Origin of the sequence: Xanthomonas sp. NCPPB 2586 (genome assembly GCF_041475775.2) — a bacterium.
Lineage (GTDB): Bacteria > Pseudomonadota > Gammaproteobacteria > Xanthomonadales > Xanthomonadaceae > Xanthomonas > Xanthomonas campestris.
On the sequence record NZ_CM192981.1, the window covers coordinates 201787 to 227752 of the forward strand.

At 67.3% G+C, this 25966-nt stretch carries 20 protein-coding genes and 1 other RNA gene; 16 read left to right on the forward strand and 5 right to left on the reverse strand.

Annotated elements, in window-relative coordinates; genetic code table 11:
* Nucleotides 1–142 precede the first annotated feature (142 nt).
* Both ACCQ09_RS00850 and ACCQ09_RS00855 read left to right on the forward strand, forming a co-directional pair.
* Nucleotides 143–2359, forward strand: coding sequence for a TonB-dependent siderophore receptor (locus ACCQ09_RS00850; protein WP_228428276.1), 2217 nt, complete (start codon nt 143–145; stop codon nt 2357–2359).
* Nucleotides 2360–2531: 172 nt separating this feature from the next.
* Nucleotides 2532–2607: non-coding RNA, sX9 sRNA (locus ACCQ09_RS00855), on the forward strand.
* A gap of 452 nt (nt 2608–3059) precedes the next feature.
* Here the strand turns inward: ACCQ09_RS00855 and ACCQ09_RS00860 are convergent.
* The 3 genes from ACCQ09_RS00860 to ACCQ09_RS00870 all read right to left on the reverse strand — a co-directional run bounded on the left by ACCQ09_RS00860 (nt 3060) and on the right by ACCQ09_RS00870 (nt 6565).
* Nucleotides 3060–4097 (reverse strand): patatin-like phospholipase family protein, encoded by a 1038-nt coding sequence (locus ACCQ09_RS00860; RefSeq protein WP_228428275.1) that lies wholly within the window; start codon nt 4095–4097, stop codon nt 3060–3062.
* A 340-nt stretch (nt 4098–4437) separates the two neighbouring features.
* Entirely contained in the window at nt 4438–5454 is a 1017-nt protein-coding gene (locus ACCQ09_RS00865; RefSeq protein WP_040940338.1) for a TIGR00266 family protein, read from the reverse strand.
* A gap of 274 nt (nt 5455–5728) precedes the next feature.
* The gene (locus ACCQ09_RS00870; RefSeq protein ID WP_040940339.1) at nt 5729–6565 is read right to left on the reverse strand and encodes an ABC transporter ATP-binding protein; all 837 of its coding nucleotides are present in this window, start codon (nt 6563–6565) and stop codon (nt 5729–5731) included.
* Between the two features lie 153 nt (nt 6566–6718).
* Here ACCQ09_RS00870 and ACCQ09_RS00875 point away from each other — a divergent pair, with 153 nt between their 5' ends.
* Genes ACCQ09_RS00875 through ACCQ09_RS00890 form a run of 4 tightly spaced genes read left to right on the forward strand, consistent with a single transcriptional unit; the run spans nt 6719 to nt 10573 of the window.
* Nucleotides 6719–7924: a DesA family fatty acid desaturase gene (locus ACCQ09_RS00875; protein ID WP_011035419.1), complete on the forward strand. Its 1206-nt coding sequence runs from the start codon at nt 6719–6721 to the stop codon at nt 7922–7924.
* Between the two features lie 28 nt (nt 7925–7952).
* Entirely contained in the window at nt 7953–8306 is a 354-nt protein-coding gene (locus ACCQ09_RS00880; protein WP_012436985.1) for an EF-hand domain-containing protein, read from the forward strand.
* Nucleotides 8307–8366: 60 nt separating this feature from the next.
* Nucleotides 8367–9104: an ATP-binding cassette domain-containing protein gene (locus tag ACCQ09_RS00885; RefSeq protein ID WP_011035421.1), complete on the forward strand. Its 738-nt coding sequence runs from the start codon at nt 8367–8369 to the stop codon at nt 9102–9104.
* Nucleotides 9101–10573: an ABC transporter permease/substrate-binding protein gene (locus ACCQ09_RS00890; RefSeq protein WP_040940340.1), complete on the forward strand. Its 1473-nt coding sequence runs from the start codon at nt 9101–9103 to the stop codon at nt 10571–10573. Before ACCQ09_RS00885 ends, ACCQ09_RS00890 begins: the two co-directional genes overlap by 4 nt.
* Nucleotides 10574–10870: 297 nt before the next feature.
* On the opposite strand, the gene ACCQ09_RS00895 is transcribed toward ACCQ09_RS00890, so the two are convergent.
* Nucleotides 10871–12052: an aminotransferase class V-fold PLP-dependent enzyme gene (locus ACCQ09_RS00895; RefSeq protein WP_012436988.1), complete on the reverse strand. Its 1182-nt coding sequence runs from the start codon at nt 12050–12052 to the stop codon at nt 10871–10873.
* A gap of 65 nt (nt 12053–12117) precedes the next feature.
* On the opposite strand from ACCQ09_RS00895, the gene egtB reads away from it, so the two are divergent.
* Genes egtB through ACCQ09_RS00910 form a run of 3 tightly spaced genes read left to right on the forward strand, consistent with a single transcriptional unit; the run spans nt 12118 to nt 14678 of the window.
* Nucleotides 12118–13407 carry an ergothioneine biosynthesis protein EgtB gene (gene egtB / locus ACCQ09_RS00900; protein WP_040940341.1) on the forward strand — a complete coding sequence of 430 codons (1290 nt, stop codon included), beginning with the start codon at nt 12118–12120 and terminating at the stop codon, nt 13405–13407.
* Nucleotides 13404–14390, forward strand: coding sequence for an L-histidine N(alpha)-methyltransferase (gene egtD / locus ACCQ09_RS00905; RefSeq protein WP_040940342.1), 987 nt, complete (start codon nt 13404–13406; stop codon nt 14388–14390). Before egtB ends, egtD begins: the two co-directional genes overlap by 4 nt.
* Nucleotides 14391–14405: 15 nt before the next feature.
* Nucleotides 14406–14678 (forward strand): DUF3253 domain-containing protein, encoded by a 273-nt coding sequence (locus ACCQ09_RS00910; RefSeq protein WP_011035426.1) that lies wholly within the window; start codon nt 14406–14408, stop codon nt 14676–14678.
* A 186-nt stretch (nt 14679–14864) separates the two neighbouring features.
* On the opposite strand, the gene ACCQ09_RS00915 is transcribed toward ACCQ09_RS00910, so the two are convergent.
* The gene (locus ACCQ09_RS00915) at nt 14865–18575 is read right to left on the reverse strand and encodes an indolepyruvate ferredoxin oxidoreductase family protein (protein WP_040940343.1); all 3711 of its coding nucleotides are present in this window, start codon (nt 18573–18575) and stop codon (nt 14865–14867) included.
* A 161-nt stretch (nt 18576–18736) separates the two neighbouring features.
* Between ACCQ09_RS00915 and ACCQ09_RS00920 the strand changes: the two genes are divergently transcribed.
* The 7 genes from ACCQ09_RS00920 to ACCQ09_RS00950 all read left to right on the forward strand — a co-directional run bounded on the left by ACCQ09_RS00920 (nt 18737) and on the right by ACCQ09_RS00950 (nt 25780).
* Nucleotides 18737–19375, forward strand: a complete 639-nt coding sequence (locus ACCQ09_RS00920; RefSeq protein ID WP_040940344.1) for a hypothetical protein — start codon at nt 18737–18739, stop codon at nt 19373–19375.
* A gap of 319 nt (nt 19376–19694) precedes the next feature.
* Complete coding sequence (locus ACCQ09_RS00925; protein ID WP_011035429.1) at nt 19695–20612, forward strand: AEC family transporter; 918 nt, start codon at nt 19695–19697, stop codon at nt 20610–20612.
* A gap of 67 nt (nt 20613–20679) precedes the next feature.
* Nucleotides 20680–21744 (forward strand): hypothetical protein, encoded by a 1065-nt coding sequence (locus ACCQ09_RS00930; RefSeq protein ID WP_040940345.1) that lies wholly within the window; start codon nt 20680–20682, stop codon nt 21742–21744.
* Nucleotides 21745–22103: 359 nt separating this feature from the next.
* Nucleotides 22104–22736 (forward strand): nucleotide-binding protein, encoded by a 633-nt coding sequence (locus tag ACCQ09_RS00935; protein WP_011035431.1) that lies wholly within the window; start codon nt 22104–22106, stop codon nt 22734–22736.
* A 15-nt stretch (nt 22737–22751) separates the two neighbouring features.
* Entirely contained in the window at nt 22752–23228 is a 477-nt protein-coding gene (locus ACCQ09_RS00940) for a SixA phosphatase family protein (RefSeq protein ID WP_011035432.1), read from the forward strand.
* Nucleotides 23229–23231: 3 nt separating this feature from the next.
* Entirely contained in the window at nt 23232–23804 is a 573-nt protein-coding gene (locus ACCQ09_RS00945) for a YceI family protein (protein WP_012436993.1), read from the forward strand.
* Nucleotides 23801–25780 carry a phospholipase D family protein gene (locus tag ACCQ09_RS00950; RefSeq protein ID WP_040940346.1) on the forward strand — a complete coding sequence of 660 codons (1980 nt, stop codon included), beginning with the start codon at nt 23801–23803 and terminating at the stop codon, nt 25778–25780. The genes ACCQ09_RS00945 and ACCQ09_RS00950 overlap by 4 nt, the downstream gene beginning before the upstream one ends.
* Nucleotides 25781–25966 lie beyond the last annotated feature (186 nt).

Here is a 25966-nt window from a genome sequence, read left to right on the forward strand (position 1 = left end):
AACACTGGCAGCGTCTAGCTGTGTCCCCCGTCGAACCGCCAGCCCACCGGGCCAGCCAGCTTGTCGTCCGGGTGGATGCCGACGCGTGCCCGCCGCTTCCTGTCACTGACGCGCTGCGTCTGCCCGATCGATGAGACCCCCGATGCCTGCCAAGACCCTTCCTCTGGCCACGCTGTCCGCTGCGCTGCTGTGCGCATTGACGATGACGCCTGCCGCCGCGCGTGCCGCCGACCTGGCCGACGCCGATGCCAACGCCAAAACGCTGGACGCGGTGAGCGTCAACGGCACGGTGAGCCGCGCGCAGCCGGCCACCACCACGCGCCTGCCGCTGACCCTGCAGGAAACCCCGCAGTCGGTGAGCGTGATCGGCCTGCAGCGGCTGGAAGACGAATCGCTCTTCAGCATCGACGATGTGATGCGCAACGTCACCGGCGTCAACGTGTCGTTCTACGACACCCAGCGCCCGCTGTATTTCGCGCGCGGCTTCCAGATCACCGACTTCCAGGTCGACGGCCTGCCCACCTACAGCGGCGCGACCAATCAGGAATACGACACCGTCTTCTACGACCGCATCGAAGTGATCCGCGGCGCCAATGGCCTGCTCACCGGCGCGGGCATTCCCTCGGCCACGGTCAACCTGCTGCGCAAGCGGCCGGGCAAGGAGTTCGATGCCTCGTTCGCGGTGAGCGCGGGCACCTGGGATTTTCGCCGCATGCAGGCCGACGTCAACGCACCGCTGACCGAAGACGGGCGCTGGCGCAGCCGGGTGGTGGCGGCCTGGCAGGACCGCGATTACTACTACGACCGCTACCACGACACCAAAATGTCCGGCATGGCGGTGCTGGAAGGCGACCTGACCGAGAGCACCACCCTCACCGTCGGCTATCAGCGCCAGGACAACACCCCGGTCGGTTCGACCTGGGGCACGGTGCCGTTCTTTGCCGCCGATGGCACATTGGCCAATCTATCCCGCTCAACGAATCTGGCACCGGAGTGGACGCGCTGGCAGCGCGAAACCAGCACCGCGTTCGCCAACCTGGAACAACGCATCGGCGAGGACTGGTTGCTGCGCGTCAACGCCGCGCACACCAAGGGCAACGTGCAGAGCCTGCGTGTGTACGGCACCGGGTATCCGGCCGCCGATGGCAGCGGCCTGTTCCTGCGCACCGGTGTGGGCGAAACCGAAGACACCCGCGACAGCGTGGATGTGTATCTGTCCGGCGGTTTCTCGCTGTTCGGGCGGCAGCACGATGTGGTGGTGGGCGGCAGCTGGCAGGATCTGCAATCCACCTCTTACGGGTTGGCGCAGACCTATCCGGACGACTGGGCCACCTGCCCCAATGCCTTTGGTCCGCCGGAGCGCTGCTATTTCATTCCCAACATCCGCAACTGGGACGGTAATGCCTCCGAAGTGACCTATGCACGCAACGGCCGGCGGAGCGAGGGGCGCACCACCCAGCGCGGCGTGTATGCCTCCACGCGGTTCCGCCTGGCCGACCCGTTGTCGCTGATCGCAGGCGCACGCCTGAGTTCGTGGGAAACCCGCACCCAGGCCTTCAATACCAGCGGCGTCTACACCGGCACCAGCGGTCGCTACGAAGTGAGCGATGAAGTCACCCCGTACGTCGGCCTGGTGTACGACATCGTGCCGGATGTCTCGCTCTACGCCAGCTACACCGAAATCTTCAACCCGCAGAACTACCGCGACAAGGACAACAACCTGCTCGCGCCGGTGGAAGGCTCCAACCTGGAAGCCGGCATCAAGGCGCAGCTGCTGGATGGCCGCGCGATGGCCACCGCTGCGGTGTTCGAAGCCAAGCAGGACAACTACGCGGTGCGCGACATGACCCAATCGGAGTCCTCGCTGCCGGACGGCAATTCCGCCTACATCGGTGTCAACGGCACCAAGAGCCGCGGTTGGGAAATGGACTTCAACGGCGAGGTGCTGCCCGGCTGGACCATCAATGCCGGCTACACCCACGTCAAGGTCACCCGCGCGCCTACGGATGCGATCTACGCCAACCTGCCGGAGGACTATTTGCAGCTGTCCACCCAGGTGCGCCTGCCAGGCGCATGGGACCGGCTGAGTATCGGTGGCGGGGTGAGCTGGCAGAGCGCGGTGCGCGGCTTCAACATCGCGCGCCCCACCGGCGATGGCAGCGGCGCCACCACCCCGGTGACCGTGGTGCAGAACCCGTATGCGCTGGTGCATTTCAACGCCAACTACCGCATCAGCGAGCAATGGACCGCCACGCTGGCCGTGCGCAACGCCTTCGACAAGACCTACTGGGCCAACCTGGATTACCAGAACTACGGCGAGCCGCGGTTTGTCAGCGTGTCGCTGCGTTGGCGGTATTGAGGTGTTGCGGTTGCTGTTGCGGGGTCATCGGTAACGCATCGCGGCCAAGGCCGCTCCTACAGGGGCGGCCTTGCGGCTGTTGCAGGGTGCCAACGGCGCGCATTGCCCTAAGAGCAGCTATCAAAACTACTGCGCAGCCGCCAGGCGGGCGCGGCCGGTGCTCGGAATCCTCATGTACCCACGTACATTCCGGGTTCCTCCGCGCCGTCCGCACCCACCGGACGACTGCTCGCTACGTTTTGTTAGCCGCTCTAAGAACGCGCCGGCTGTCGTAGGAGCGGCCTAGGCCGCGAAGCCGTCCCGACACACCATCACCACACCCGGAACCGCCGTGCCGTCGTAGGAGCGGCCTAGGCCGCGACCACGTCCCGCCACACGCGCGGTTCTTCAACGCGCATCTCCACACACGCACGTCCTATCACTCAAAGCCGCCGATCGCCTCTCTCCAAAACGGCGCACATCAACCCGCACACCATCACCACACCCCGGAACTGCCGTGCCGTTGTAGGAGCGGCCTCGGCCGCGACCGCGTTCCGCCACGCGCGCGGTTCGTCAACGCGCATTTCCACACACGCACGTCCTATCACGATAGACGTCGATCGCCTCTCGCCAAACGGCGCACATCAACCCGGCACGCCCGCCTACTGATCGGCCTGCAATACGCGACCCACGCGCATCTACATCCGCACCAACACGCGCATCAGGGCGCCACGCATTCCTCATCCTTGCCGCGCAACTTCTGCCAACGCGAGCGTTCTTCCAGGCAGCGCTTGTACGCCTCCTGCTTTGCCGCCTTGGCCTGTTCGGCCGCACTGCGGGTGGCGCTGCTGCGCTGCGCCTGCAGCTGCGCCATCTTGGCGCGGATCTGCGGCATCACCGCCATTGCCGCGCGTTCGCCTTCCAGGATTGCGGCGCCGCGCTGGTTGAAATCGGCCGAGCCGATGTCGTTGACCTTGGGGCGGATCACCACGTCGGCGCGCTTGAGTTCGGCCTCGCCCAGGCGCTGGCCCATGATCGAGATCGACTGGTTGACCGTGCCCAGCAAATCGCCGGGATTCTTGCCGCTGGCCTTGCTGGAGATGTCCACCGCCACCACGAATTCGGCGCCGAGCTGGCGCGCCGCATCCACCGGCACCGGGCTGACCACACCGCCGTCCACGTAGTGGTACTGGCCGATGGTCACCGGCTCGAACACGCCGGGAATGCTGCTGGACGCGCGCACCGCCTGGCCGGCATTGCCACGCACGAACACCGTGCGCTCACCGTCTTCCAGCCGTGTGGCAACCGCGGCAAATGGCTTGCGCAGTTTGTCGATCGGCTTGCCGCCGAGCTGTTCGTTGACGTAGTCCTGCAGCTTCTGGCCCTGCACCAGGCCACCGGAGAACAGGCGCACGTCGCGGATGCTGGTCTGGTCCAGCGCCACGGCCTTTTCCTGCATCTGGAACGCGTCCATGCCGCTGGCGTACAGCGCGCCCACCACGCTGCCGGCGCTGGTGCCCGACACCACCACCGGTGCAAACCCGTTGGCTTCCAGCATCTTGATCACGCCGATATGTGCAAAGCCCTTGGCCGCACCGCCGCCGAGCGCGACGCCGATCTTCACCGGTTTGGGCGCAGTGGCAGACGGCGCCTGCACCACCGGCGCGGGTGTGGCGGGACGCGGTTCGCCACCACAGGCCGAGAGCAGGCCGATCAGCGACAGCAAGGCAAGGGAGCGTGGGCGACGGAGCGCAGTCATGGCGACGGAAACGTAGGTGGAAAGGCGAGGGAGAATACACGCGCACCCCCCAACGCCGCGCGTCCCATTGGTCGCCTCGGCAGCCGGGCTGTGTCAGGGATGTAGCACGGCGCGCGCTGCCACCTGAGTGGCGATGCGCATTCGGGAGCAATCACTGTGTCGCCGCGTGCCTTTACCCGCCCGCGGCGTCGCGCGCGTGCCTGCAGGCGCTCCGGAGCGCGCACGGCAATCGTGCGTAGACCGCGCCGCATCAGCGCCGCAGCAGAACGCTTCGGTTAACCGCGGCTGGTGCGTTTACGGCAACGCGTCGCACCAGCCGCGGTCAACCAGTCTGCTGCGATCAGAACCGGTTGTCGCCATCCAGCAAGCGCCCCAGGCCACCCAGCACCGACCCTTCGCCACGTTGTTGGCCACCGGCCTGCGGGGCGGCTTGCAGCATGCGGCCGGCCATGCGCGAGAACGGCAGCGATTGCATCCACACCTTGCCCGGGCCGGTGAGGGTGGCCAGGAACACGCCTTCGCCGCCGAAGAACATGCTCTTCAGGCCCGCGATGCGGCGCACGTCCATGTCCACGCTGGCGTGGTAGGCCACCACGCAACCGGTGTCCACGTCGATGCGTTCGCCCGGCGCCAGGTCGCGTTCCACCACGGTGCCGCCGGCATGCACGAACACCCAGCCGTCGCCTTCGAGTTTCTGCATGATGAATCCCTCGCCGCCGAACAGGCCGGTGAGGATCTTGCGCTGGAAGGCGATACCCAGCGATACGCCGCGCGCGCCCGCCAGAAAGCTGTCCTTCTGGCAGATCAGGCGGCCGCCGTGTTCGGACAGCCGCAACGCCAGCACGGTGCCGGGGTAGGGCGCGGCGAACGCCACCTTGGCCTTGCCGCTGCCGGCGTGCGTGAACACGGTGGTGAACATGCTTTCGCCGGTCACCACGCGCTTGCCGGCCGAGAGCAACTTGCCCATCAGCCCGCCGCTGCTGCCGCCCTGGCCATCGTGCGAGCCATCGCCGAACACGGTGTCCATCTGCACTGCGGCGTCCTTGTACATCAGCGCACCGGCTTCGGCGATCGCGCTCTCGCCCGGGTCCAGTTCGACCTCGACGAACTGCATGTCGTTGCCGACGATGCGGTAATCGATCTCGTCCGCGCGTGCGGCGCCTGTGCCGCTCAACGGCGGCGGCAGGCTGCCGACGCCCTGCAATTCGGCCAGCTGGCGGGCGGGTGTCCAGCCGTCGAGGCCGTCGCGCCAGGCCAGCGCGTCGGGCTGGCGCTGCGCATGCGCGCTGGCGCTGGCGTCATCAAGCGGGCCGATCCGGTCGGCCTGTCCGGGAATATGGAAATACCACTGTGCCATCGGGACGACTCCTGTCTGCGGTGCGCCGAGTCTAAGCGCAGTGGCCGGCCCGCTGTCCCCTGCCCAACGTCATGGCGCGGCGCACCGGTTGGGCAGGGGTGGGGCGCGGCTTTCGCGCAGACATGCACGACCCGCCGCGTGCACATTGCCGCCGCCAATGCGCATGGCACGGCCGCCAGCTCAGCCCGCGCATCGCACTGCGCCGCAAACCTTAGAGCGGCTAACAAAACGTAACGCCCGCCTGGCGGCTGCGCAGTCGTTTTGATCGCTGCGCTCAGTCAGCGCCCACCGTCGCCCAGTAGCGCTCGCCATCGCGTTGCACCCGCACCGGGCCATCGAACGCTGCAGACAAACGGTCGTCGGTGAGCATGTCCGCGCGGCTGCCATCGGCCAGGACACTGCCGGCGCGCAGCAGGATCACCCGGTCGACCTCCGGCACGATTTCCTCGATGTGGTGGGTCACCAGCACCAGCGTGATGCCCTGCTGGGCGAGGTGACGCATGCTGTCGAGCAGGTGCTGCCGCGCCACCAGATCCAGGCCGGTGGAGGGTTCGTCCAGCAACAGCGCCTGCGGCCGATTGACCAGCGCACGCGCGATCAGTACGCGCCGCGTTTCGCCGGCCGACAGTTCCGCGTACGGGCGCTCCAGCAATGGCAATGCACGCACCAGCGCCAGTGCTTCGCGCGCACGGGCGCGCATGTCGTCGCTGATCTCGCGGTGCGGCGGCACCACGTAGCTGGCGAAAAACCCGGAGAGCACGGCGCTTTCCACATCCAGCTCGGGCATCTGCGCCAGGTTGCCGCTGAGATCGCCGGTGACGATGCCCAGATGCGCGCGCAGGCGGTCCACCTGCCAGCGCGTCTGCCCCAGCACTTTTACGGCGGGCTGGCCATCGCCACGCGCCAGCGGATACAGCTCGCGCGTGATCAATTTGATGAAAGAGGATTTGCCGCAGCCGTTCGGGCCCAGGATGGCGGTGTGCTGGCCCAGCGCAATGCGCAGGCGCAAGGCGTGCAGCACGCGCACCTGGCCGCGGATCACGCTGGCCTGGTCGAGCTCGATCAGTGGCGGGGCATCGGGTGTGGCGGAGGAGTCGACGGCAACAGACATGCAGGTGGGATCGGGTAACGGAAGGAAACGAGACGTGTGAACCGCTTTAGGAATGTAGGAGGCACCCTACGCATCCGAAGGGTGAAGTTTGCCGCCATCGCCCCCATCATGTCTGTATCCACCGACACGATGGCGCACTGCCTGGAGATGCCGATGTTGTCCGATTCGATCATCGACGTTCTGACCTCCGGCATCGCCGGCCTGGGCGTGTGGGGGATGCTGGCCGTGCTGCTGGTGTTCACCCAACTCACCATCTTCGCGGTGACCTTGTACCTGCATCGCAGCCAGGCGCACCGCGGGGTGGATTTCCATCCGGTTATCGCGCATTTCTTCCGTTTCTGGACCTGGCTCACCACCTCGATGATCACCCGCGAGTGGGTGGCGATCCATCGCAAGCATCACGCCAAGGTGGAAACCGAGGAAGACCCGCACAGCCCGCAGACCAAGGGCATCGGCCAGGTGTTCTGGCGCGGCGTGGAGCTGTACCGCGAAGCACGCGCGCAGCGGGCCGACATCGAGCAGTACGGCAAGGGCGCGCCCAACGACTGGATCGAGCGGCATCTGTACACGCCGCACGCCAACGCCGGCCCGATCGCGCTGTTGGTGGTCAACAGCGTGCTGTTCGGGCTGCCCGGTATCGCACTGTGGGCGATCCAGATGGCGTGGATTCCGTTCTGGGCCGCCGGCGTGGTCAATGGCCTGGGGCATTGGTGGGGCTATCGCAATTTCGAGTCCGCCGACACCTCCACCAACCTGACCCCGTGGGCGCTGTGGATCGGTGGCGAAGAACTGCACAACAATCACCACGCCTTCCCGAGTTCGGCGCGGTTTTCGATGCGGCGCTGGGAGCTGGACATCGGCTGGATCGCGATCCGCTGCCTGCAGGCGCTGGGCCTGGCCAAGGTGCTGCGGGTGGCGCCATCGCTGGACATCCGCCCGAATATCGCTGTGCCCGATGCCGATACGCTCAAGGCGCTGTTGTCGCACCGCTTCCAGGCCATGACCGACTACCAGCGCAACGTGCTCAAGCCGGCCCTGCGCGAAGAGGCCGCCGCCACCGGTGCCAAGCTGCGCCAGCTGCTGCCGCGCCGCCTGCGCAAGGGCCTGGTGGACGATGGCCGCTGGCTCAAGCCCGATGCGCGCGAACAATTGCAACACTGGGTGGCGCAACGCCCGCGCATGCGCACGCTGGTGGAATACCGCGCGCGCCTCACCGCCGTGCTGGAAGCGCGCAGCCACGATGCGTCCGAGCGGCTCAAGCAGCTGCAGCAGTGGTGCCATGAAGCCGAAGCCAGCGGCAACGCGGCATTGCAGGCGTATGCGGCACGGCTCAAGGGTTATGCGCTGAGTGGCACGTAACACGAGCGTTGCGCGCGCGGGCGTTTGCGTGCGTGCGCTGCTGCACGCGCTGCCTCGTGTGCTGGCCTGTGGGGCACTGTGCGCAGTGGCGGTGGCCGCGCAGGCCCAGGTGCAGGACAGCCAGCAGTATCTGCAACGCATGGACACCGATGGCGATGGCCGGGTCAGCCGCGATGAATATCTGGCCTGGATGAGCTACGCCTTCGATCAGCGCGACCTGGATCATGACGGCGTGCTGCAAGGCGAAGAACTGCCGGGCCGGCGCGGCAAGCCGATCACCCGCGCCGCACACCGTGCCACGCTGGTGGAGCGTTTCGCACGCCAGGATGCCAATGGCGATGGGTATCTGAGCGCGCGCGAACTGCTGGCACCGCCGCGGTGAGACCTGCACGCAGGTGCGCCTTCGCGCCCATCTGACGCGGCGCCCGGCAAGCTCGGCCGCATGTTCACTCTCGACCAGGTCAGCCGTCGCTACGGCCAGGCCATCGCCCTCGACCAGGTCAGCCTGTCGTTCGCCAGCGGGGTCACCACTGCGTTGATCGGCCCCAGCGGCGCCGGCAAGTCCACCGTGCTGCGCATGCTGGTGGGCCTGGAATGGCCGGACAGTGGCAGCGTCACCTTCGATGGCGCGCCATTGCGGCGTGATGCGCTGCAGGCGCAGCGGCAACGCATCGGTTACGTGATCCAGGAGGGCGGCCTGTTCCCGCACCTGGATGCACGCAGCAATGTGGTGCTGCTGGCGCAGACGCTGGGCTGGACGCCGCAACGTATCGCGCAACGCCTGGAGACCTTGTGCGCGCTGTGCCAGCTGCCGCCCGCGCTGCTGGCGCGCTACCCGGCCGAGTTGTCCGGTGGCCAGCGCCAGCGCGTGGGCCTGATCCGCGCCCTGATGCTGGACCCGCCGGCGCTGCTGCTGGACGAGCCACTGGGTGCACTGGACCCGATCGTGCGCTACGACCTGCAGGCACAGATGCGCGAGTTGTTCGCGCAGCTCGGCAAGACCGTGGTGCTGGTCACCCACGACGTGGCCGAAGCCGCGTATCTGGCCGACACGCTGGTGCTGATGCGCGCCGGCCAGGTGGTGCAGCAGGGCAGTGCGCGCACGCTGCTGGAACAGCCGGCCGATGCGTTCGTGCAGCGCTTTCTCACCGCGCAGCGCAGCATCGGTGATGCCGCATGATGCGCGCGCTGTTGATGGCTTTTGCATTGTTGATCTGCAGCGGTGCGGTGCAGGCCGCGCAGGTCACCATCGGCTCGAAGAACTTCACCGAAGCGGTGATCCTGGGCGAGATCGCCACCGCCGCCGGCCAGCGCGATGGCGTGCAGGTGCAGCACCGCACACAGCTCGGTGGCACGCGCATTCTCTGGCGCGCACTGGAGACCGGGCAGATCGATGCGTACGCCGATTACACCGGCACGCTGGCGCAGGAATTGCTGCAGCTGCCCAAGGCCAGCCACGCCGAACTGCGCGCCGCACTGGATGCACGCGGCCTGGCAATGACCGACTCGCTGGGCTTCGAAAATACCTATGCGTTCGGCATGCGCCGGGAGCGTGCGCAGGCATTGGGCGTCCGCAGCCTGTCCGATCTGGCCCGGCATCCGGACCTGAAGATCGGCCTGAGCAATGAATTCATGCAGCGTGCCGATGGCTGGCCCGGCGTGCGCGGCGCCTATGCATTGCCGCAGCGCGCCACCGGGCTGGATCACGACCTGGCCTACCGCGCCCTGCAGAGCGGGGCCATCGAGGTCACCGATCTGTACAGCACCGATGCGGAAATTCCGTACTACCAGCTGCAGGTGTTGCAGGACGACCGCCATTACTTCTCCGAGTACCAGGCGGTGTTCCTGTATCGCAAGGATCTGGCCCAGCGTGCGCCGAAGATGGTGGCCACGCTGCAAGGGCTGCAGGGGCGCATCGACGAAGCCACCATGCAGCGGCTCAACGCGCAGGTGAAGCTGGAGCGCAAGAGCGAATCCGCCGTGGCCGCGCAGTGGCTGGGCGTGGCGCCGGCATCGGCCACCGAGGGCCGCGTTGCGCGCTTGCTGCAGCACACCTGGGAGCACCTGGCCCTGGTGGGCATCTCGCTGGGGCTGGCCTTGGTGATGGCATTGCCGCTCGGCGTACTGGCCGCGCGCCGGCCGCGGCTTGGTCAGGTGGTGCTGTCGCTGACCGGCGTGCTGCAGACCTTGCCGTCGCTGGCGGTGTTCGTGTTCATGATCCCGTTGTTCGGCATCGGTGCCAAACCGGCGATTGCGGCGTTGTTTCTCTACAGCTTGCTGCCGATCGTGCGTAACACACATGCCGGGCTGACCTCGATTCCGCGCGAGTTGCGCCAGACCGCCGAAGCGATCGGGCTGCCGGCTTGGACGCGCTTGTGGCGCATCGAACTGCCGCTCGCGCGCCGCACGATCGTGGCCGGCATCCAGACCGCGGCGGTGATCAATGTGGGCACCGCCACGCTGGGCGCGTTGATCGGCGCAGGCGGTTACGGCCAGCCGATTCTCACCGGCATCCGCCTGGACGATATCGGCCTGATCCTGGAAGGCGCCATTCCCGCCGCCGTGCTGGCCTTGCTGGTGCAGGCGCTGTTCGAAGGCCTGGAGCGCTGGGCCACCCCACGCGGGCTACGCCTGAGTCAGCGCAGTTGAGCAACTGCAAGGTAGGAGCGCGCTTGCGCGCGATGAGGCGTTACAGGCAAAGCCCATCGCGCGCAAGCGCGCTCCTACAAAGGTGGGCGCTGGCACGATCAAAGCTCAGCGGCTGATGACAGGCAGATACACCGCAAGAACGCTCACCGCGTGCGCTACTCAGCAAACCCGAGCCACCGCATGAACCACGTAGGAGCGCGCTTGCGCGCGATGAGGCGTTACCGGCAACGCCCCATCGCGCGCAAGCGCGCTCCTACAGGCACCTGGGCCACCGCGCCGCACATCGGCAACCCACCATCACCCACGTGGCAGCGCAGCCACCAGCTCTGCAAGCGCCTGCCCGGTCACGCTCAGGTGCGGGGCAATGCGCAACCGTCCGTGTCGCTGCGTGCACACCGAGCCCAGCGCACGCAGCGTGACGGCCACCGACTCCAGCTGTTCGGCCGGCGGCTGCAGCGCGGTCAGATGCGGCGCATGGCCTGGCGTGCACCAGCTGGCGAGCCCCTGCGCTTGCAGCGCGGCGTCCCACTGCGCGGTGAGCGCTCCCAATGCGTGCGCAATGCGTGCCGGTTGCCAGGCGGTGATCTGCTGCAAGGCGGCGGTCGCCATGGCCAGGCGCAGCGGGTCGGCCACGCCACCGGCGTCGTAGCGGCGCGCACCAGCCCGGTAGTCGGGCGCTGCGGCGATGGGGAATTCCCAACTGCTGCCGGCATCGCGGCCACTCCAGTGCTCCTCGATCGGCACACCGCGGGTGCGCCAGCGCGGCGCCACCCAGAGCCACGCCAGGCCCATCGGGCCCAGCAGCCATTTATGGCCCACGCTGACTACAAAATCCGGCCGCCAGCGCGGCAGATCGGTTGGCAGCACGCCCAGGCTCTGGCTCAGATCCAGCACCAGCGCCGCCCCGCGCGCGTGCACGGCGTCACTGATGCGGTCCAGGTCGAGTTGCCGGCCATCCAGCCAATAGGCATGCGGCAGGCTCACCACGCGCAGCGCCGCAGTCTCGGTGATTGCCTGCAGCACCGCCTCGGTCAAAGGCTCCTCCGCTGCCATCGGCACCGCGACAATCTGCGCGCCCACCTCGGCGCAGCGGCGCTGCCAGATCAGCAGGTTGGAGGGGAACTGTCCTTCCAGCACCAACACGGCCTCGCCGCGTTGCAGGTGCAGGTTGCGCGCGGCCGTGGCCAGCCCGTGTGCGGCCGAGGGCACCAGCGCCACCGCATCGGTATCGCCATCGAACAGGCCTGCGGCCAACGCACGCAGTTGCTCGATCTGCTCCACCCATGCAGCGAACGACAACTGCCATGGCGTGGCCAGCGCATCGATGGCCTGGTGCGCCACCGTTTGCACGGCCCGCAGCATGGGCCCGCGTGCGGCGGCATCCAGATACGTCACGGCCGGCGGCAGCACAAATGCCTGCTCCCGCTGCGACCAATCCAGGGGTGTGGGTAGCGAACGGGACAACGGTGCGGCGCTCATGCGCACAGCTTAACGCGCGCCGACATGCCACCCACACGGCGCGTTCACGGTCGCTCCCCAAGCATATGGCGATGTCTGCACAATCACCCCTGCTGGTCGATCACCAGCAACAGCAGCTGACGCTGTTGGAACGCTACGCGCAGACCCGCGCGCTCAGCGATCGTCTTGCCGCACCCTTGAGCGCGGAAGACGCGATGGTGCAGAGCATGCCCGATGCCAGCCCCAGCAAATGGCACCTGGCACACACCACCTGGTTCTTCGAACGCTTCGTGCTGCAGACCGACCCGCAGTACGTGGTGTTCGACCCGGCGTGGGATTTCCTGTTCAACAGCTACTACCAAAGCGTGGGCCCGATGCATGCGCGCGCGCGCCGGGGTGTGTTGTCGCGGCCATCGCTGCAACAGGTGCGTGACTACCGTGCGGCCGTCGATGCGCAGATGCAGCGCCGCCTGCGCGATGGCCTGCTGGACGAGGCCACCTGCACCATCGTGCAGCTGGGCATCCAGCACGAGCAGCAGCACCAGGAACTGCTGTTGACCGACATCAAGCACGCGCTGTGGAGCAATCCGCTGCAGCCGGCTTACCGCGAGGCCCAGCCCGTGCCGGCGGCGGCGTCTAGCGCCTTGCGCTGGCATGCGCGCGACGAGCAGATCGTGGAGATTGGCGCAGCGTCGTGGCCACAGGCCGAGGCTTTCGCCTACGACAACGAATCGCCGCGCCACCGCGTGTTGGTCGGTGCGCATGCACTGGCGCACCGTGTGGTCAGTAATGCCGAATACCAGCAGTTCATCGATGACGGTGGCTACCGCAGCGCCGGCGCCTGGCTCAGCGATGGCTGGGCAATGGTGCAGGCGCAGGGCTGGCAGCATCCGCTGTACTGGGATGCGGACGGGCGCGAATTCACCCTTGAAGGCTGGCGTACGCGTGATGCGCATGCGCCAGTGTGCCATTTGAGCCTGTTCGAAGCCGACGCGTTCGCGCGCTGGGCCGGTGCACGCCTGCCCACCGAGGCCGAATGGGAACAGGCCGCTACCGGCATTGCCGTGCACGGCAATTTCGTCGACAGCGATGCCCTGCATCCGCGCGCGGCCGACGCGGTGGACACCGGTCTGCAACAGCTGTTCGGCGATGTGTGGGAATGGACCGGCAGCGCGTATCTGCCGTATCCCGGCTTCGCGCCCTGGCCCGGGTCGCTGGGCGAATACAACGGCAAATTCATGAACGCGCAATGGGTCTTGCGCGGCGGCAGCTGTGCCACGCCTGCCAGCCATGTGCGTGCCAGCTACCGCAACTTTTTTCCCTCCGATGCGCGTTGGCAATTTGCCGGCGTGCGCCTAGCCAAGGATCTGCCGTGAACGCCGCCGCCCACGCCACCCAACGCGCGCATGCCGCGCTGACCGACCTGCGCCCGCAGCCGGACGACATCACCGCCGATGCCCTGGCCGGCCTGTCGCAGACGCCCAAGACGCTGCCGTCGAAATATTTCTATGATGCGCGCGGCTCGCAGTTGTTCGAAGCGATCACCCGTCAGCCCGAGTACTACCTCACCACCACCGAACTGAGCCTGCTCGAGGCCAGCATGAGCTCGATCGCGCAGGCGATCGGCGCGGGCGTGCATGTGGTGGAGTACGGCAGTGGCAGTGGCCGCAAGACCGAATTGCTGCTGCAGGGCCTGCGCGATGTGGTGGCCTATACGCCGCTGGAAATCTCGCGGACCGCGCTGCTGGAAAGCACCGCACGCCTGGCCGAGCAATTTCCGCAGATCCAGATGTTGCCGGTGTGCACCGACTTCACCCGGCCGCTGCAGCTGCCGGCCGCGCAACGCCCGGCACGCCGGCACGTGGTGTTCTTCCCCGGCTCGACGCTGGGAAATTTCACCGACACCGCTGCGATTGAATTGCTGGATGCGATGCGCCAGACCATGGGCGCCGACGGCTGCGCCTTGATCGGCATCGATCTGGACAAGGATGCCGCGCTGATCGAGGCGGCGTACAACGATGCCGCCGGGGTCACCGCGGAATTCACGGTGAATCTGCTGGCACGCCTCAACCGCGAGATCGGCAGCGATTTCGACCTGGAGGGTTTCCGCCATCGCGCGGTGTATGCGCGCGAACGCGGCCGCATCGAAACCTTCCTGGTCAGCCAGCGCGCGCAACGTGTGCACGTGGGTGGGCAGGAATTCACCTTCACCGAAGGCGAGGCGATGCAGGTCGAATACAGCTACAAGTACACCGACGCCCGCTTCGCCGAACTGGCCGCCGCGGCCGGCCTCAAGGTGACGCATGGCTGGAACGATGCCAAGGATTGGTTCGGTCTGCGGTTGCTACGCCCGCTCTGACGCAGGCCGCACGCGATGCAGGTACCTGACGCCGCGCAGATGGCGGCGCTGATCGTCGACCTGCTCGCACGGCGTGAGCCGCAGCACTCGATCTGCCCGTCGGAGGTGGCACGCGCACTCAGCGAGGATGCCGCGATCTGGCGCGCGCTGATGCCGCAGGTGCGCGCCACCGCGGCCGCACTGGTGGGCGAGGGTGTGGTGCGCATCACGCAGCGTGGCCAGCCTGTGGAGCTGGGCACGGTACGCGGCCCGATCCGTTTGATGCGCGGGCCACGCTTCCCGCGATAACTGCTGCGCTTGCGATCGCGTGCAGGCAGTACACGCACGGTCTGGGAGCCAGCACGTGATCCAACGCGACCTCAAACCTAAGACCTCGCATCGGTCACGCAAACCCGCTGACCGCGCAGCCAAACCGCCACTGCCTGTGGCGCACGATCGACGCCACGCATCCCTCATCCGTAACGCACTGGCAGCTTATGCCGCCTGCACCACATGCAGCGCCTTGGGGTTGCGCCATTGCGCCAACAGGGCGGCTTCGCGCGCCTTGGCCTCGTGCAGGTGCGCGTCCTTGACGTGCCCGTAGCCGCGGATGTGTTCGGGGATGCTGGCGATCTGCGCGGCCAGGCCCACGTTGTCGTTGTCCAGGCGCTGCAGCAGCGTGTTCACCGTTGCCAAATAATCGGCAATCAACTGACGCTCGCCGCGACGTTCGGCGGTGTAGCCGAACACGTCCAGTTTGCCGCCGCGCAGGAACTTCAACCGTGCCAGCAATTTGAAGGCACTGAACATCCACGGCCCATATTCGCGTTTGATGGGCTGCCCGTTTGCATCCTTCTTGGCGAACAACGGCGGCGCCAGATGGAAGCGCAGCTGGTAGTCGCCCTCGAACTGCTGCTGCACACGGCGCTGGAAGTCGCCGCGCGTATACAGCCGCGCCACCTCGTACTCGTCCTTGTAGGCCATCAGCTTGAAGGCGTAGCGCGCCACCGCAGCGCTTAGCGCGGTGCTGCCCGGTGCGCGTTGCGCTTCGTGCGTGCGCACGCGCTCCACCAGCGCACGGTATTGCTGGGCGTAGGCGGCATCCTGGTAGTCGGTGAGGAAGTGCACGCGCCGCGCGATCGCCTCGTCCAGGGACTGCGCCAGCTGCTCGTCATCCAATGGATGCACCGGAGCATCGCCGTCAGCGTGCAGCGTGTCGGCATCGGTTTGCGCCAGCGCGCGCGGCGCACTCTGGCCGCTCATGTCGTGGTCTTCCCAGCTGCCCGGCCCGCGCGATGGCGGCGTGGCGGCATGCGCGTGGGCGGCCGTGTCCAGCGCAGGTGCCAGGCCTGCGGCGCGTTGTACGGCCGGCAGATCGACCGCCGCCAAACGCCCCCAGGCGAAGGCTTGCTGATTCATCGCCACCGCCGCGCCATTGAGCTCGATCGCGCGCATCAACGCCGCGTGCGACAACGGCACCAGGCCGTGCTGCCAGGCATAGCCGAGCACGAACAGATTGCTGGCGATGGCATCGCCCAGCAGCGCGGTGGCCAATTGCGTGGCGTCCAGCAGCAAGGGCTCCTGCCCGCCGAGAGCAGTGCGTACCCCCGCAATGATCTCGGCTGCCGGGAACTGCAGATCCGGCTGTGTGGTGAAACTGCCCGGCATCGCTTCGTAGGTGTTGAGCACCACCTGGGTGCGGCCGTCGCGCACTTTGGACAAGGCCCAGTAATCGTTGACCACCACCATGTCGCAGCCCAGCACCAGGTCTGCTTCGCCGGCGGCAATGCGCACGGCATGGATGTCGGCCGGCTGGCGCGCGATGCGGATATGCGTGGTGACCGCGCCACCCTTTTGCGCCAGGCCGGTCTGGTCCAGCACCGTGGCGCCCTTGCCTTCGAGATGGCCGGCCATGCCCAGCAACGCGCCGATGGTCACCACGCCGGTGCCGCCGACGCCGGTGATCAGGATGTTCCAGGGCTGCTCCAGCGTGGTGCGTTGTGGCGGTTCGGGCAGGGCGTCCAGCAATGCACTGGCATCGCGCTTCTTGCCCTTGCGCGGGGCGCCGCCATGCACGGTGACAAAGCTCGGGCAGAAGCCCGACACGCAGGAATAATCCTTGTTGCAGTTGGACTGATCGATCTCGCGCTTGCGCCCAAACTCGGTGTCCTTCGGCAGCACCGACACGCAGAAACTCTTCTCGCCGCAATCGCCACAGCCTTCGCAGACCAGCGAATTGATCATCACCCGCTTGGGCGGATCGATCAGCTTGCCGCGCTTGCGACGGCGACGTTTTTCGGTGGCGCAGGTCTGGTCGAAGATCAGGATCGACACGCCCTTGATGGTGCGCAGCCGCTGCTGCACCGCATCCAGTTCGCTGCGATCGTGAAACGCCACCTCGCTGGGGAAGCGCTCGCGCCGGCGCGTCCATTTGCCGATGTCATCGCTGACCACCACGATCTCGTGGATGCCTTCGGCACGCAGCTGGTGCGCGATGTCCGGCACGGTGAGCGTGCCGTCCACCGGCTGCCCGCCGGTCATCGCCACCGCGTCGTTGTAGAGGATCTTGTAGGTGATGTTGACGCCGGTGGCCACCGACTGGCGGATCGCCAGCGAGCCACTGTGGAAATAGGTGCCATCGCCCAGGTTCTGGAACACGTGCGGCGTGGCGGTGAACGGCGCCTGCCCCGACCAGGTGACGCCTTCGCCGCCCATGTGGGTGAAGGTGTCGGTCGAGCGGTTCATCCAGGTCACCATGTAGTGGCAACCGATTCCGCCGAGCGCGCGCGAGCCCTCCGGTACCACCGTGGAGGTGTTGTGCGGGCAGCCGGAGCAGTAGTGCGGCACGCGCGGGAACAGCGCGCGCGGCAGCGCCATCTCCGCTTCCTTGGCCTCCATCCAGCGCAGGCGCTGTTCGATCGATGCAGCAATGGCCGCCGACGGCAGCGGGAAGCGCTGGATGCGCTTGCCGATCACCGCGGCGATGGTGGCCGGGGTGAGCTCACCGGTGGAGGGCAGGATCCACGCGCCGTGTTCGTTGTACTTGCCCACGATGCTCGGCCGCGCGCCGGCGCTGGCCGGCCAGTTGTAGAACAGCTCTTTCATCTGGCGCTCGATGAAGGCTTTCTTTTCTTCCACCACCACGATGTCGTCCAGCCCGCGCGCGAACGCGGTGATCCCCACCGGCTCCAGCGGCCAGGTCATGCCCACCTTGTAGACGCGGATGCCGATCTGCGCGCAGGCCTGCGCATCCAGGCCCAGGTATTCCAGCGCCTGCAACACGTCCAGATAGCTTTTGCCGGTGGTGACGATGCCCAGCCGTGCCTGCGGCGAATCCAGCACCAGCTTGTCGATGCCGTTGGCACGCGCGAATGCCTGCGCGGCGGCCACCGCATAGCGGTGCAGGCGCATCTCCTGATCCACCGGCGGATCCGGCCAGCGGATGCTCAGCCCGCCCGGCGGCAGTGCGAAGTCGTCCGGCAGCACGATCTGGCGTGCGAACGGGTCCACGTCCACCGAGGCAGAGGATTCCACCGTTTCGGCGATGGTCTTGAAGCCCACCCAGCGCCCGGTATAGCGGCTCATCGCCCAACCGAGCAGGCCCATGTCCAGGATGTCCTGCACGCCGGCCGGGTTGAGGATGGGCATCATCGCGCTGACGAATTCGTCTTCGGACCCATGCGGCAAGGTGGAGCTGCGGCAGGCATGGTCGTCGGCGGCCAGGGCCAGCACGCCACCAAACGGTGAGGTGCCGGCGGCATTGGCGTGCTTGAACACGTCGCCGCTGCGGTCCACGCCCGGGCCCTTGCCGTACCACATGCCATACACGCCCTGGACGGTGGCGCCCGGGAACAGGTTGGTCTGCTGCGTGCCCCACACCATGGTGGCGGCCAGGTCCTCGTTGAGGCCCGGGGTGAAGGTGACCTTGGCCGCCTCCAGATGCGCACGCGCCCGCCACAGTTCCAGGTCCAGCCCGCCCAGCGGGCTGCCGCGGTAGCCGCTGACGAACCCGGCGGTATCCAGCCCGGCGGCCACATCGCGCAGGTGTTGCATCAGCGGCAGCCGCACCAGCGCCTGCACACCGGACAAATAAATGCGGCCGTCGGCACGCGTGTATTTGTGTTCCAGCGTGTAGTCCGCATCCACACGGCCGATCTCCGGCGTGTTGGCAGAGGCGGGGGATGAAAGTGCAGCGGTACTGGTCATGGCGTGCCCGGAAAGGGTGGCTGGAACCTGGGGATTCCAAAACGGCGTGCAAATTGTAACAGTCGCCTTTCACGCGCCCGTCCGCCTGCGGATGCACAGCCGCCGCGCTGCGGTTAGGATGGGGACGGGAAGGGGTCGTTTGCTGTCAGGGGATAAAGCCAGTGAAGAAGCAATACGCATGGGTCGCCGCGTTGGCCCTGCTCGGGGGCGTGTGGTCGATGGCGCAGGCGCAGAGCCTGCCCAAGCCCAAGGAGTTCTATTTCGACGAAGACCGTGCCACGACCAAACCGGTGGTGGCCGTGCAGGGGCAGGGCGATGCGGTCGTGGATCGGCTGGCCGGCATGGTGCAGCGTGACGCACGCGCCGCCGAGCCACGTGTACAGCTTGCCGCGCTGGCCTATGCCGGTGGTCGCACACAGTTAGGCGACGAGCTCTACCAGGGCGCGCTGGCACTGGTGTCCAACGGCAGCCAGCAATACCGCGCCATCAGCTGGAACTACGGCTGGGACCTGTTGCGCGCCGACAAGGCCGACAAGGCCCTGCAGCACTGGGCCAACCTGGCCAACGGCCGCCCGGCCACGCCGGCATGGTTGCCCACCACGCTGGCATTGGGGCTGTGGCGCGCCGGACGCAAGCAGGAAGCAGTCGAGTGGTACGCCGCCGCCGTGCGCACCTGGCCGGACCGTTGGGGCAGCACCGCCAACTACGCCAGCCTGCTGCCGGAGTGGCGCGAGGCAGACCGCGCCAGCCTGGCCGAAGTCTTCGCCGCCTGGCAGGCCAACCCGCCCGCGTTCCCGTAAGCCAACCGCGCGCGGCAGTGAATCTGCAGCGCGCGGGTAACGCCGCATTGGCGATACAGCGTGGCGCTGCAGTCCGGCGCTGAAATCGCGCTGTGCGTCGTCCGCATTCGTGCAGGCCATGGTGGCGTTCGTTGCGCCATCACTCGCCGGGCAGGCGGCTTGCGCAAGCCAGCGTTGTCATCCAGGCGGTGTCATCGGCGATCTGTGCTGAGTAACGCGCAGACCAGGTGAAGTGCGTCGTCCCGCGCTGCAGTCGGTCGCAAGCCCGGCACGCACGCTATGCGATCCTGCACACCCGTTTCGAAGACATGACCACGCCATGGCGGTGGATGCATTTGCGTTGATCCTGGCGATGCTGGGGCTCGGGTTGGTGTTTGCACGGCTGCGCGTGCTGCCGGACAACAGCGCCGATGTGCTCAACCGCATCGTGTTGTACATCTGCCTGCCGGCCTCGGTGCTGACCTATGTCCCGCGGCTGCACCTGGATGCCTCGCTGGGCGGCGTCATCGCCACGCCCTGGCTGCTCACCGCCCTGATCGTGCCGATGCTGTGGGGCTGCAGCCGTCTGCTCGGCGTGCCCCGCGACGAATACGCCGCGCTGCTGATGTGCGTGGTGTTCACCAACTCCAGTTTCATCGGCTTTCCGATGGTGCGCGCGCTGATCGGCGACCACGCCTTGCCGTATGCGGTGGTCTACGACCAGTTCGGCACCTTCGTGCTGCTGTCCACCTTCGGCTTGTACGTGTTGGCACGCTACAGCGGCGACACCCCGCCCACCGCGCGGATGATCCTGGCGCGGGTACTGCGGTTTCCGCCGCTGTGGGCGCTGGTATTTGCGTTGACGCTGATGCCCGAACAGCCGCCGGCCTGGATCGGTTCGGGGTTGAAGAGCCTGGCCGATGCGATGTTGCCGCTGGTGATGCTGGCCGTCGGGTTCTCGCTGCAATTGCGCTTGCCGGCGCAGGAACTCAAGCCACTGGCGCTGGGCTTGCTGTTCAAGTTGGCGGTCATGCCGGTGCTGGCATTGCCGCTGTCGTGGGCGCTCGGCCTGCAGGGCCAGATGCTGCAGACCAATGTGCTCGAATCGGCAATGCCGACCATGATCACCGCCGCGGCGCTGGCGATTTCGCACCGCCTGGCGCCACGTCTGGCGGCGGCGATGGTGGGCTACAGCATCCTGTTGTCGCTGCTCACCCTGCCGGCCTGGGCATGGCTGCTGGCGCGCCTGGCGGCTTGATGCGCGTGCCCGTGCATGAAATGCTGGCCGGCGGCGCATGCGCGCCCTCACAGGACAAGGCACACGGATGCGGACTTCACGATTGATCGGCAGCACGGTGCTGCTCTGGCTGGGCAGCGCGTGCATGGCCTCCGCCGCGCCCGCCGCTGCTCCCACGGCTGATCCCACCAACGATCCGCTGGTGCAGCAGTGGGGACAGCAGGTCGGCGAGACGCTGCAGGCACGTCTGCGCAGCATGGCTGACAGCGGCAAGCCCGGGCCGCTGTATCTGGCCGGCCTGTTGTGGATCGACACCGAAACTGATGCCGAGTCCGACGCTGCGCGCGCCGGCTACGCGCCGCTCCAGCGCGCCTGGCTGCAACGCGCGCTGGACGCGCGGCCGCGCGACCTGCTGGTGGCGCGGATGGAAGCGTTGGGCTGCCCCGCTGGCTTGCGCTGCGACCCGCTCGCCGCGCTCGCCTTCCTGGAGCAGGCCGATGCCGGCAACGCCGATGTGCATCTACGCGCCTACGCATCGGCGCAACGGCGTGGCGATGCCGCCGCTGCCGAGCGCGCCTGGCAGGCCGCGGTGCAGGCAGACCATTTCGACAGTGGCGCGTTGGCCCTGGGCCAGGCCTTGCACGCTGCTTATGCCGATGTGCAATGGCCGGTGCTGACCTCGGTCAGCCTGCGCGCGCAGCTCGATGCACGTGGCCTGCCCTCCACCGGCGCAGACACCGCGATGCTGTTTGCAATGGCGGCGTGGTCCGCGCACGCATTGCCGGCATTGAGCCCGCTGGTACGCCGTTGCGATCCGGCCACGGTAACTCCAGCGCTGCGCGACGAATGCATGGCGGTGCTGGGCAATGTGGCCAAGGACGAGTCCACGCTGGCCACCGCCCTGATCGGTGCAAAGCGCATGGCCAGCCTCAGCAGTGGCGCCGACGCAACGCGGTGGCAGGCCCGGGTACGTGATCTGGCATGGCTGCAGCAGCAACAGCAGGGCCTTGCCGGCGCTGGTAGAGGCCTGGTGTCCGATGGGGATGCGGTGCTGGCTCACGGTGAAGTGCCGGCCTTGCGTGCGCTGCTGCAGCGCCAGGGCATTGCCACGCAACCGCCGGCCGGCTGGCAGCCGAGCGCTTCGGTGCAGTAAGGCTGCGGGCAGCACGCGCGTCGGAGCAGCAGGCAGCGCGGTTGTCTTGCGGATGAGCAGGTCTTCAACTGCAGACTGATCGACAAGGCGCCTGGTTGGTGCGCGCTGCCGATCGGCCACACCCATCACGCTTGGTCCCGTGTCCGCTGATCTTGCTGGCTCGGGCGTTGCGTTTTGGAGGTATCACCGCAGCGCTGGCCAAGCGCTATGCGTGATGGCTGGTGCCAACGCCTGCGTTCCCGCACGCACACGATGCTGCACTGCGATAGGCAACGCCGTGGTGCGTTTAACGTGTTTCGACTACTTCCTCACCCGGCCGCGGTGTACGCTGCCGGCTTGCTCCCGGAAGCGAGGCGTGCATGAAGACAGTCCTGGTGGCCGGCTCCAAAGGCGGCGTAGGCAAGACCACGATCGCCACCAACCTCGCCGCACACGCGGCATTGCAAGGCCAGCGCACCGTGCTGGCAGATGCCGATCCACAGGGCTCGTCCACCCGTTGGGCGGAACGCCGCGCCAGTCTGGAAAGCGCGGTCCTGCCGATCGACGCCACCCGGCGCCGCAACTGGCAGGCCGCCGTGCCCGATGGCACCGACCAGCTGATCATCGATGCGCCGGCCGGCGCGATGGCCGATGACCTGAGCGGCTTCCTGGACCATGTCGACGCCATCGTGGTGCCGGTGCTGTCCTCGGCGCTGGATATCGAAGCGGTGGTCGGCTTCCTCAACACCCTGGCCAAGGTGCCGCGCGTGCACCAGCGCAAGCTGCCGGTGGGCCTGGTGCTCAACCGCGCCCGGCCGTGGACCCAGACCTCGCAACAGGCCGCCGAGATGATCGGCAGCTGGCCGTATCCGCTGGTGACCCAACTGCGCGACACCCAGGCCTATGTGGTGATGGCCGGGCTGGGGCGCAGCTTGTTCGACTACCGCTCTGCGCAGGTGCGCGACCATCAACAGGACTGGGAGCCGCTGTTGAAGTGGCTCAAGAAAGCCTAGGACCGGAAAGCCCTTATGCGCGAACTGATCTTGCTCCGACACGCCCACGCCGAACCGGCCGACACCGGCCAGGCCGATTTCGACCGCCCCCTGTCGCCGCACGGCATTGCCGAGGCCGAAGCCGCCGGCCGCTGGCTGCGCGAACAACACCTGGTGCCCGACCGCGTGCTCTGCTCGCCGGCCCGGCGTTCCCGCGAAACCCTGGAGGCGGTGCTCGAGCTCACCGGCTATATCGAACAACGCCTGGACGAGCGCATCTACGAGGCCACCCCGGGCACCCTGGCCAGCGTGCTGGACGAGCACCGCGAGGCCGAACGGTTACTGCTGGTGGGCCACAATCCGGGCCTGGAACGCCTGGCCGCGCTGATGCACAGCGGCCAGACCGGCGACTACCGCGGCATGCCCACCGCTTCGATCGCCCTGCTGGCCTTGCCGCTGGATGCGGCCATCGAACCCGGCATCGCCCGGCTGACCGCCTTCTGGTGGCCTTGATCCGTGCCACTGTCGCTGCGCTGGGTTGCCTGGCTCGCGCTGTGGGTCGCGTTGCCCTGCGTGGCCCAGCAGAAGGTGCATGCCATCGACCCGGTGCAATCGCGCTTCGGGTTCGAGATCAGAACCCGCTTCGGGATGAAGATCGAGGGATTGTTCCCGCGGTTCCGGGGTGAGCTGACCGAATCGGCGGACGGGCGCCAGCAGGTGCGCTTCCGTCTGGATGCCGCACAGGTGGAAATCCCGGGCAAGGACCGCTACACCGCGTGGATGCGCGGCGAGGATTTCTTCAACGTGGCGCAGTATCCGGTGGTGGAATTCGAGTCGTTTCCGTACTCCGCCGAGGTGGTGAAGCGGGGCGGCGAGATCACCGGCAACCTGACCATCCGTGGAATCACCCATGTGGAGACCCTGCATGTGGTGCCGGCTGAATGCGCGCGGCCGGGCTATGATTGCGATGTGATCAGTCGAGGTACGGTCCTGCGTGGACGTTACGGAATGAATGCGTGGCAGATGGCCCTGGGCGACAGGGTGACGTTCATTCTCCGTGGGCGGCTGCAGGAGGTCCGGCGCCCGTGACGTCCTTGTTGAGGATTCTTGTGCTGGCAACTTTGTTGCTCGGCACCGGATGCGCCGGCCTGTCGCAAACCGAACGTCACCGTGCCGCCGGCATTGCCGTGGCCGCGCGCAGCACCGTGGTCACCTGCACCCAGGCCGATCGCTGCGCCCAGCCCTCGCCGCTGCGCGCGTTGGGCGGCGACGCCATCACCGCTTCCACCGCTGCAGCGCCACGCCACTACGCCACCATCGTGGACAAGGGCGAGGAATCGCTGGTTGCGCGGCTGAACCTGATCCGCAGCGCCACTCGCAGCATCGACCTGCAGACCTACATCTTCGACAAGGACGACAGCGCCCGCATGGTGCTGGATGCGCTGACTGCCGCCGCGCAACGCGGGGTCAAGGTGCGGATCCTGATCGATCAGCTCTCGGCGATCGCCGATCTGCAGATCCTGGGCGCGCTGGCCAGCAGCCACGAAAACCTGCAGCTGCGCATCTACAACCCCACCTTCGGCAAGGTGAAGCTCAACTACTTCGACTACGCCGGCAGCGTGGTGTGCTGTTTCCGCCGCTTCAATCAGCGCATGCACAACAAGCTGCTGGTGGTGGACGATGTGCTCGGCGTGGTTGGTGGGCGCAACTACCAGGACGACTACTTCGACTGGGACAGCGAGTACAACTTCCGCGACCGCGATGTGATTCTGGCCGGGCCGGAAGTGCGCGCGATGGCGGTCAACTTCGATGCGTTCTGGAACGCGCGCCGCAGTGTCCCGGCCGAGCGGCTCAACGATGTCGGGCGGTTGTTGCTGGACGACGGCCCACAGACCATGCCGCCGGCCAAGTTCCGCCGGCCCGAGCGGGTGGCGCGGGTGGACCGCGAAGCCAACGATCCGCAGTTCGTGCAGGCTGCCTTCGTGGCCCCGGCAATGCCGGTGCAGCGGGTGCTGTACGTGGCCGACCTGCCGCAGAAACACCGCAAGGAACATGGCGCCAAGGCGGTATCCACCGCGCCGGAGCTGGACAGCCTGATCGCCGGAGCGCAGCAGGAAGTGCTGCTGCAGACGCCGTATCTGGTGTTGTCAGATCCCGCGCAGGAGATCTTCCGCACCTTGCGCAAGCGCGCGCAGCCGCCGCGCATCGTGGTGTCCACCAACAGCCTGGCGGCCACCGACAACCCCATCGTGTATGCGCTGTCGTACAAGTTCAAACGGCGCAACATGCGCGAACTGGGCTTCAACGTGTATGAGTTCAAGCCGTTCCCGCTGGATGCGCCGGTCGACTACGCCAACCTGCTGCCCGACCCGCTGACGGCCGCCGCGGGCGAGGCCGCCGAGAACGACCGCAGCAATCGCCTGATCGGCGGCAGTGCGGCCGGCAATGCGGTGCGTGGCAGCAGCGGTGGTGGTGGCGGCGGGCGTACGCCCGGCGGCAGCGATGTCGACCGCCGCGTGCTGCGTACCGAGACCCGGCCTTCTTTTTTGGGCACCCGCGCGGTCAACAAGCCGTTGCCGGTGACGCGCGCCGGTGCGCGCATGGGACTGCACGCCAAATCGCTGGTAGTGGACCGCCGCATCGGCGTGATCGGCACGCACAACTTCGATCCGCGCAGCGAGAACTACAACACCGAGGCGGCGGTGGTGATCGACGATCCGCGCTTTGCACAGGCGCTGGCCGCCAGCATCGAGCGCGACATCGCTCCCGACAACGCCTGGACGGTAGCGCCGCGCGAAAAGCCGCCGGTGCTCAGCGGCTTGAACTACAGCGTGGGCAAGGTGTCCGAAGCGTTGCCGGTGCTGGATTTCTGGCCGTGGCGCTACGCCACCAACTACGAATTCCAGCCGGGCCCGGGCTGCCCGTTCCCGCTCAAGCGCCAGGACCCGCAGTTCCGCCAGTGCTACGTGGCGGTGGGCGATTTCCCCGAGGTCAATGTTGGCCCGAAGTGGCTGCTGGTGCGGATGCTGACCGCCTTCGGCGCCGGGCTGGTGCCGATCCTCTGATCGGCATTACCTGCTGCAGTGCGTAGAACAGCGCGTGCAGGCGTACCGCGCGTGCATCACGCAGCAGCAGCGCCGCATGCGCTGAAAAAACGCAGCGCACATGGGCGTGCAGGCAATCGCATCGCACCGTGTGGCCCAAACGAACAGGCAGTTGAATCATCGCGCGGGCTCCCGGATGCTCTTACG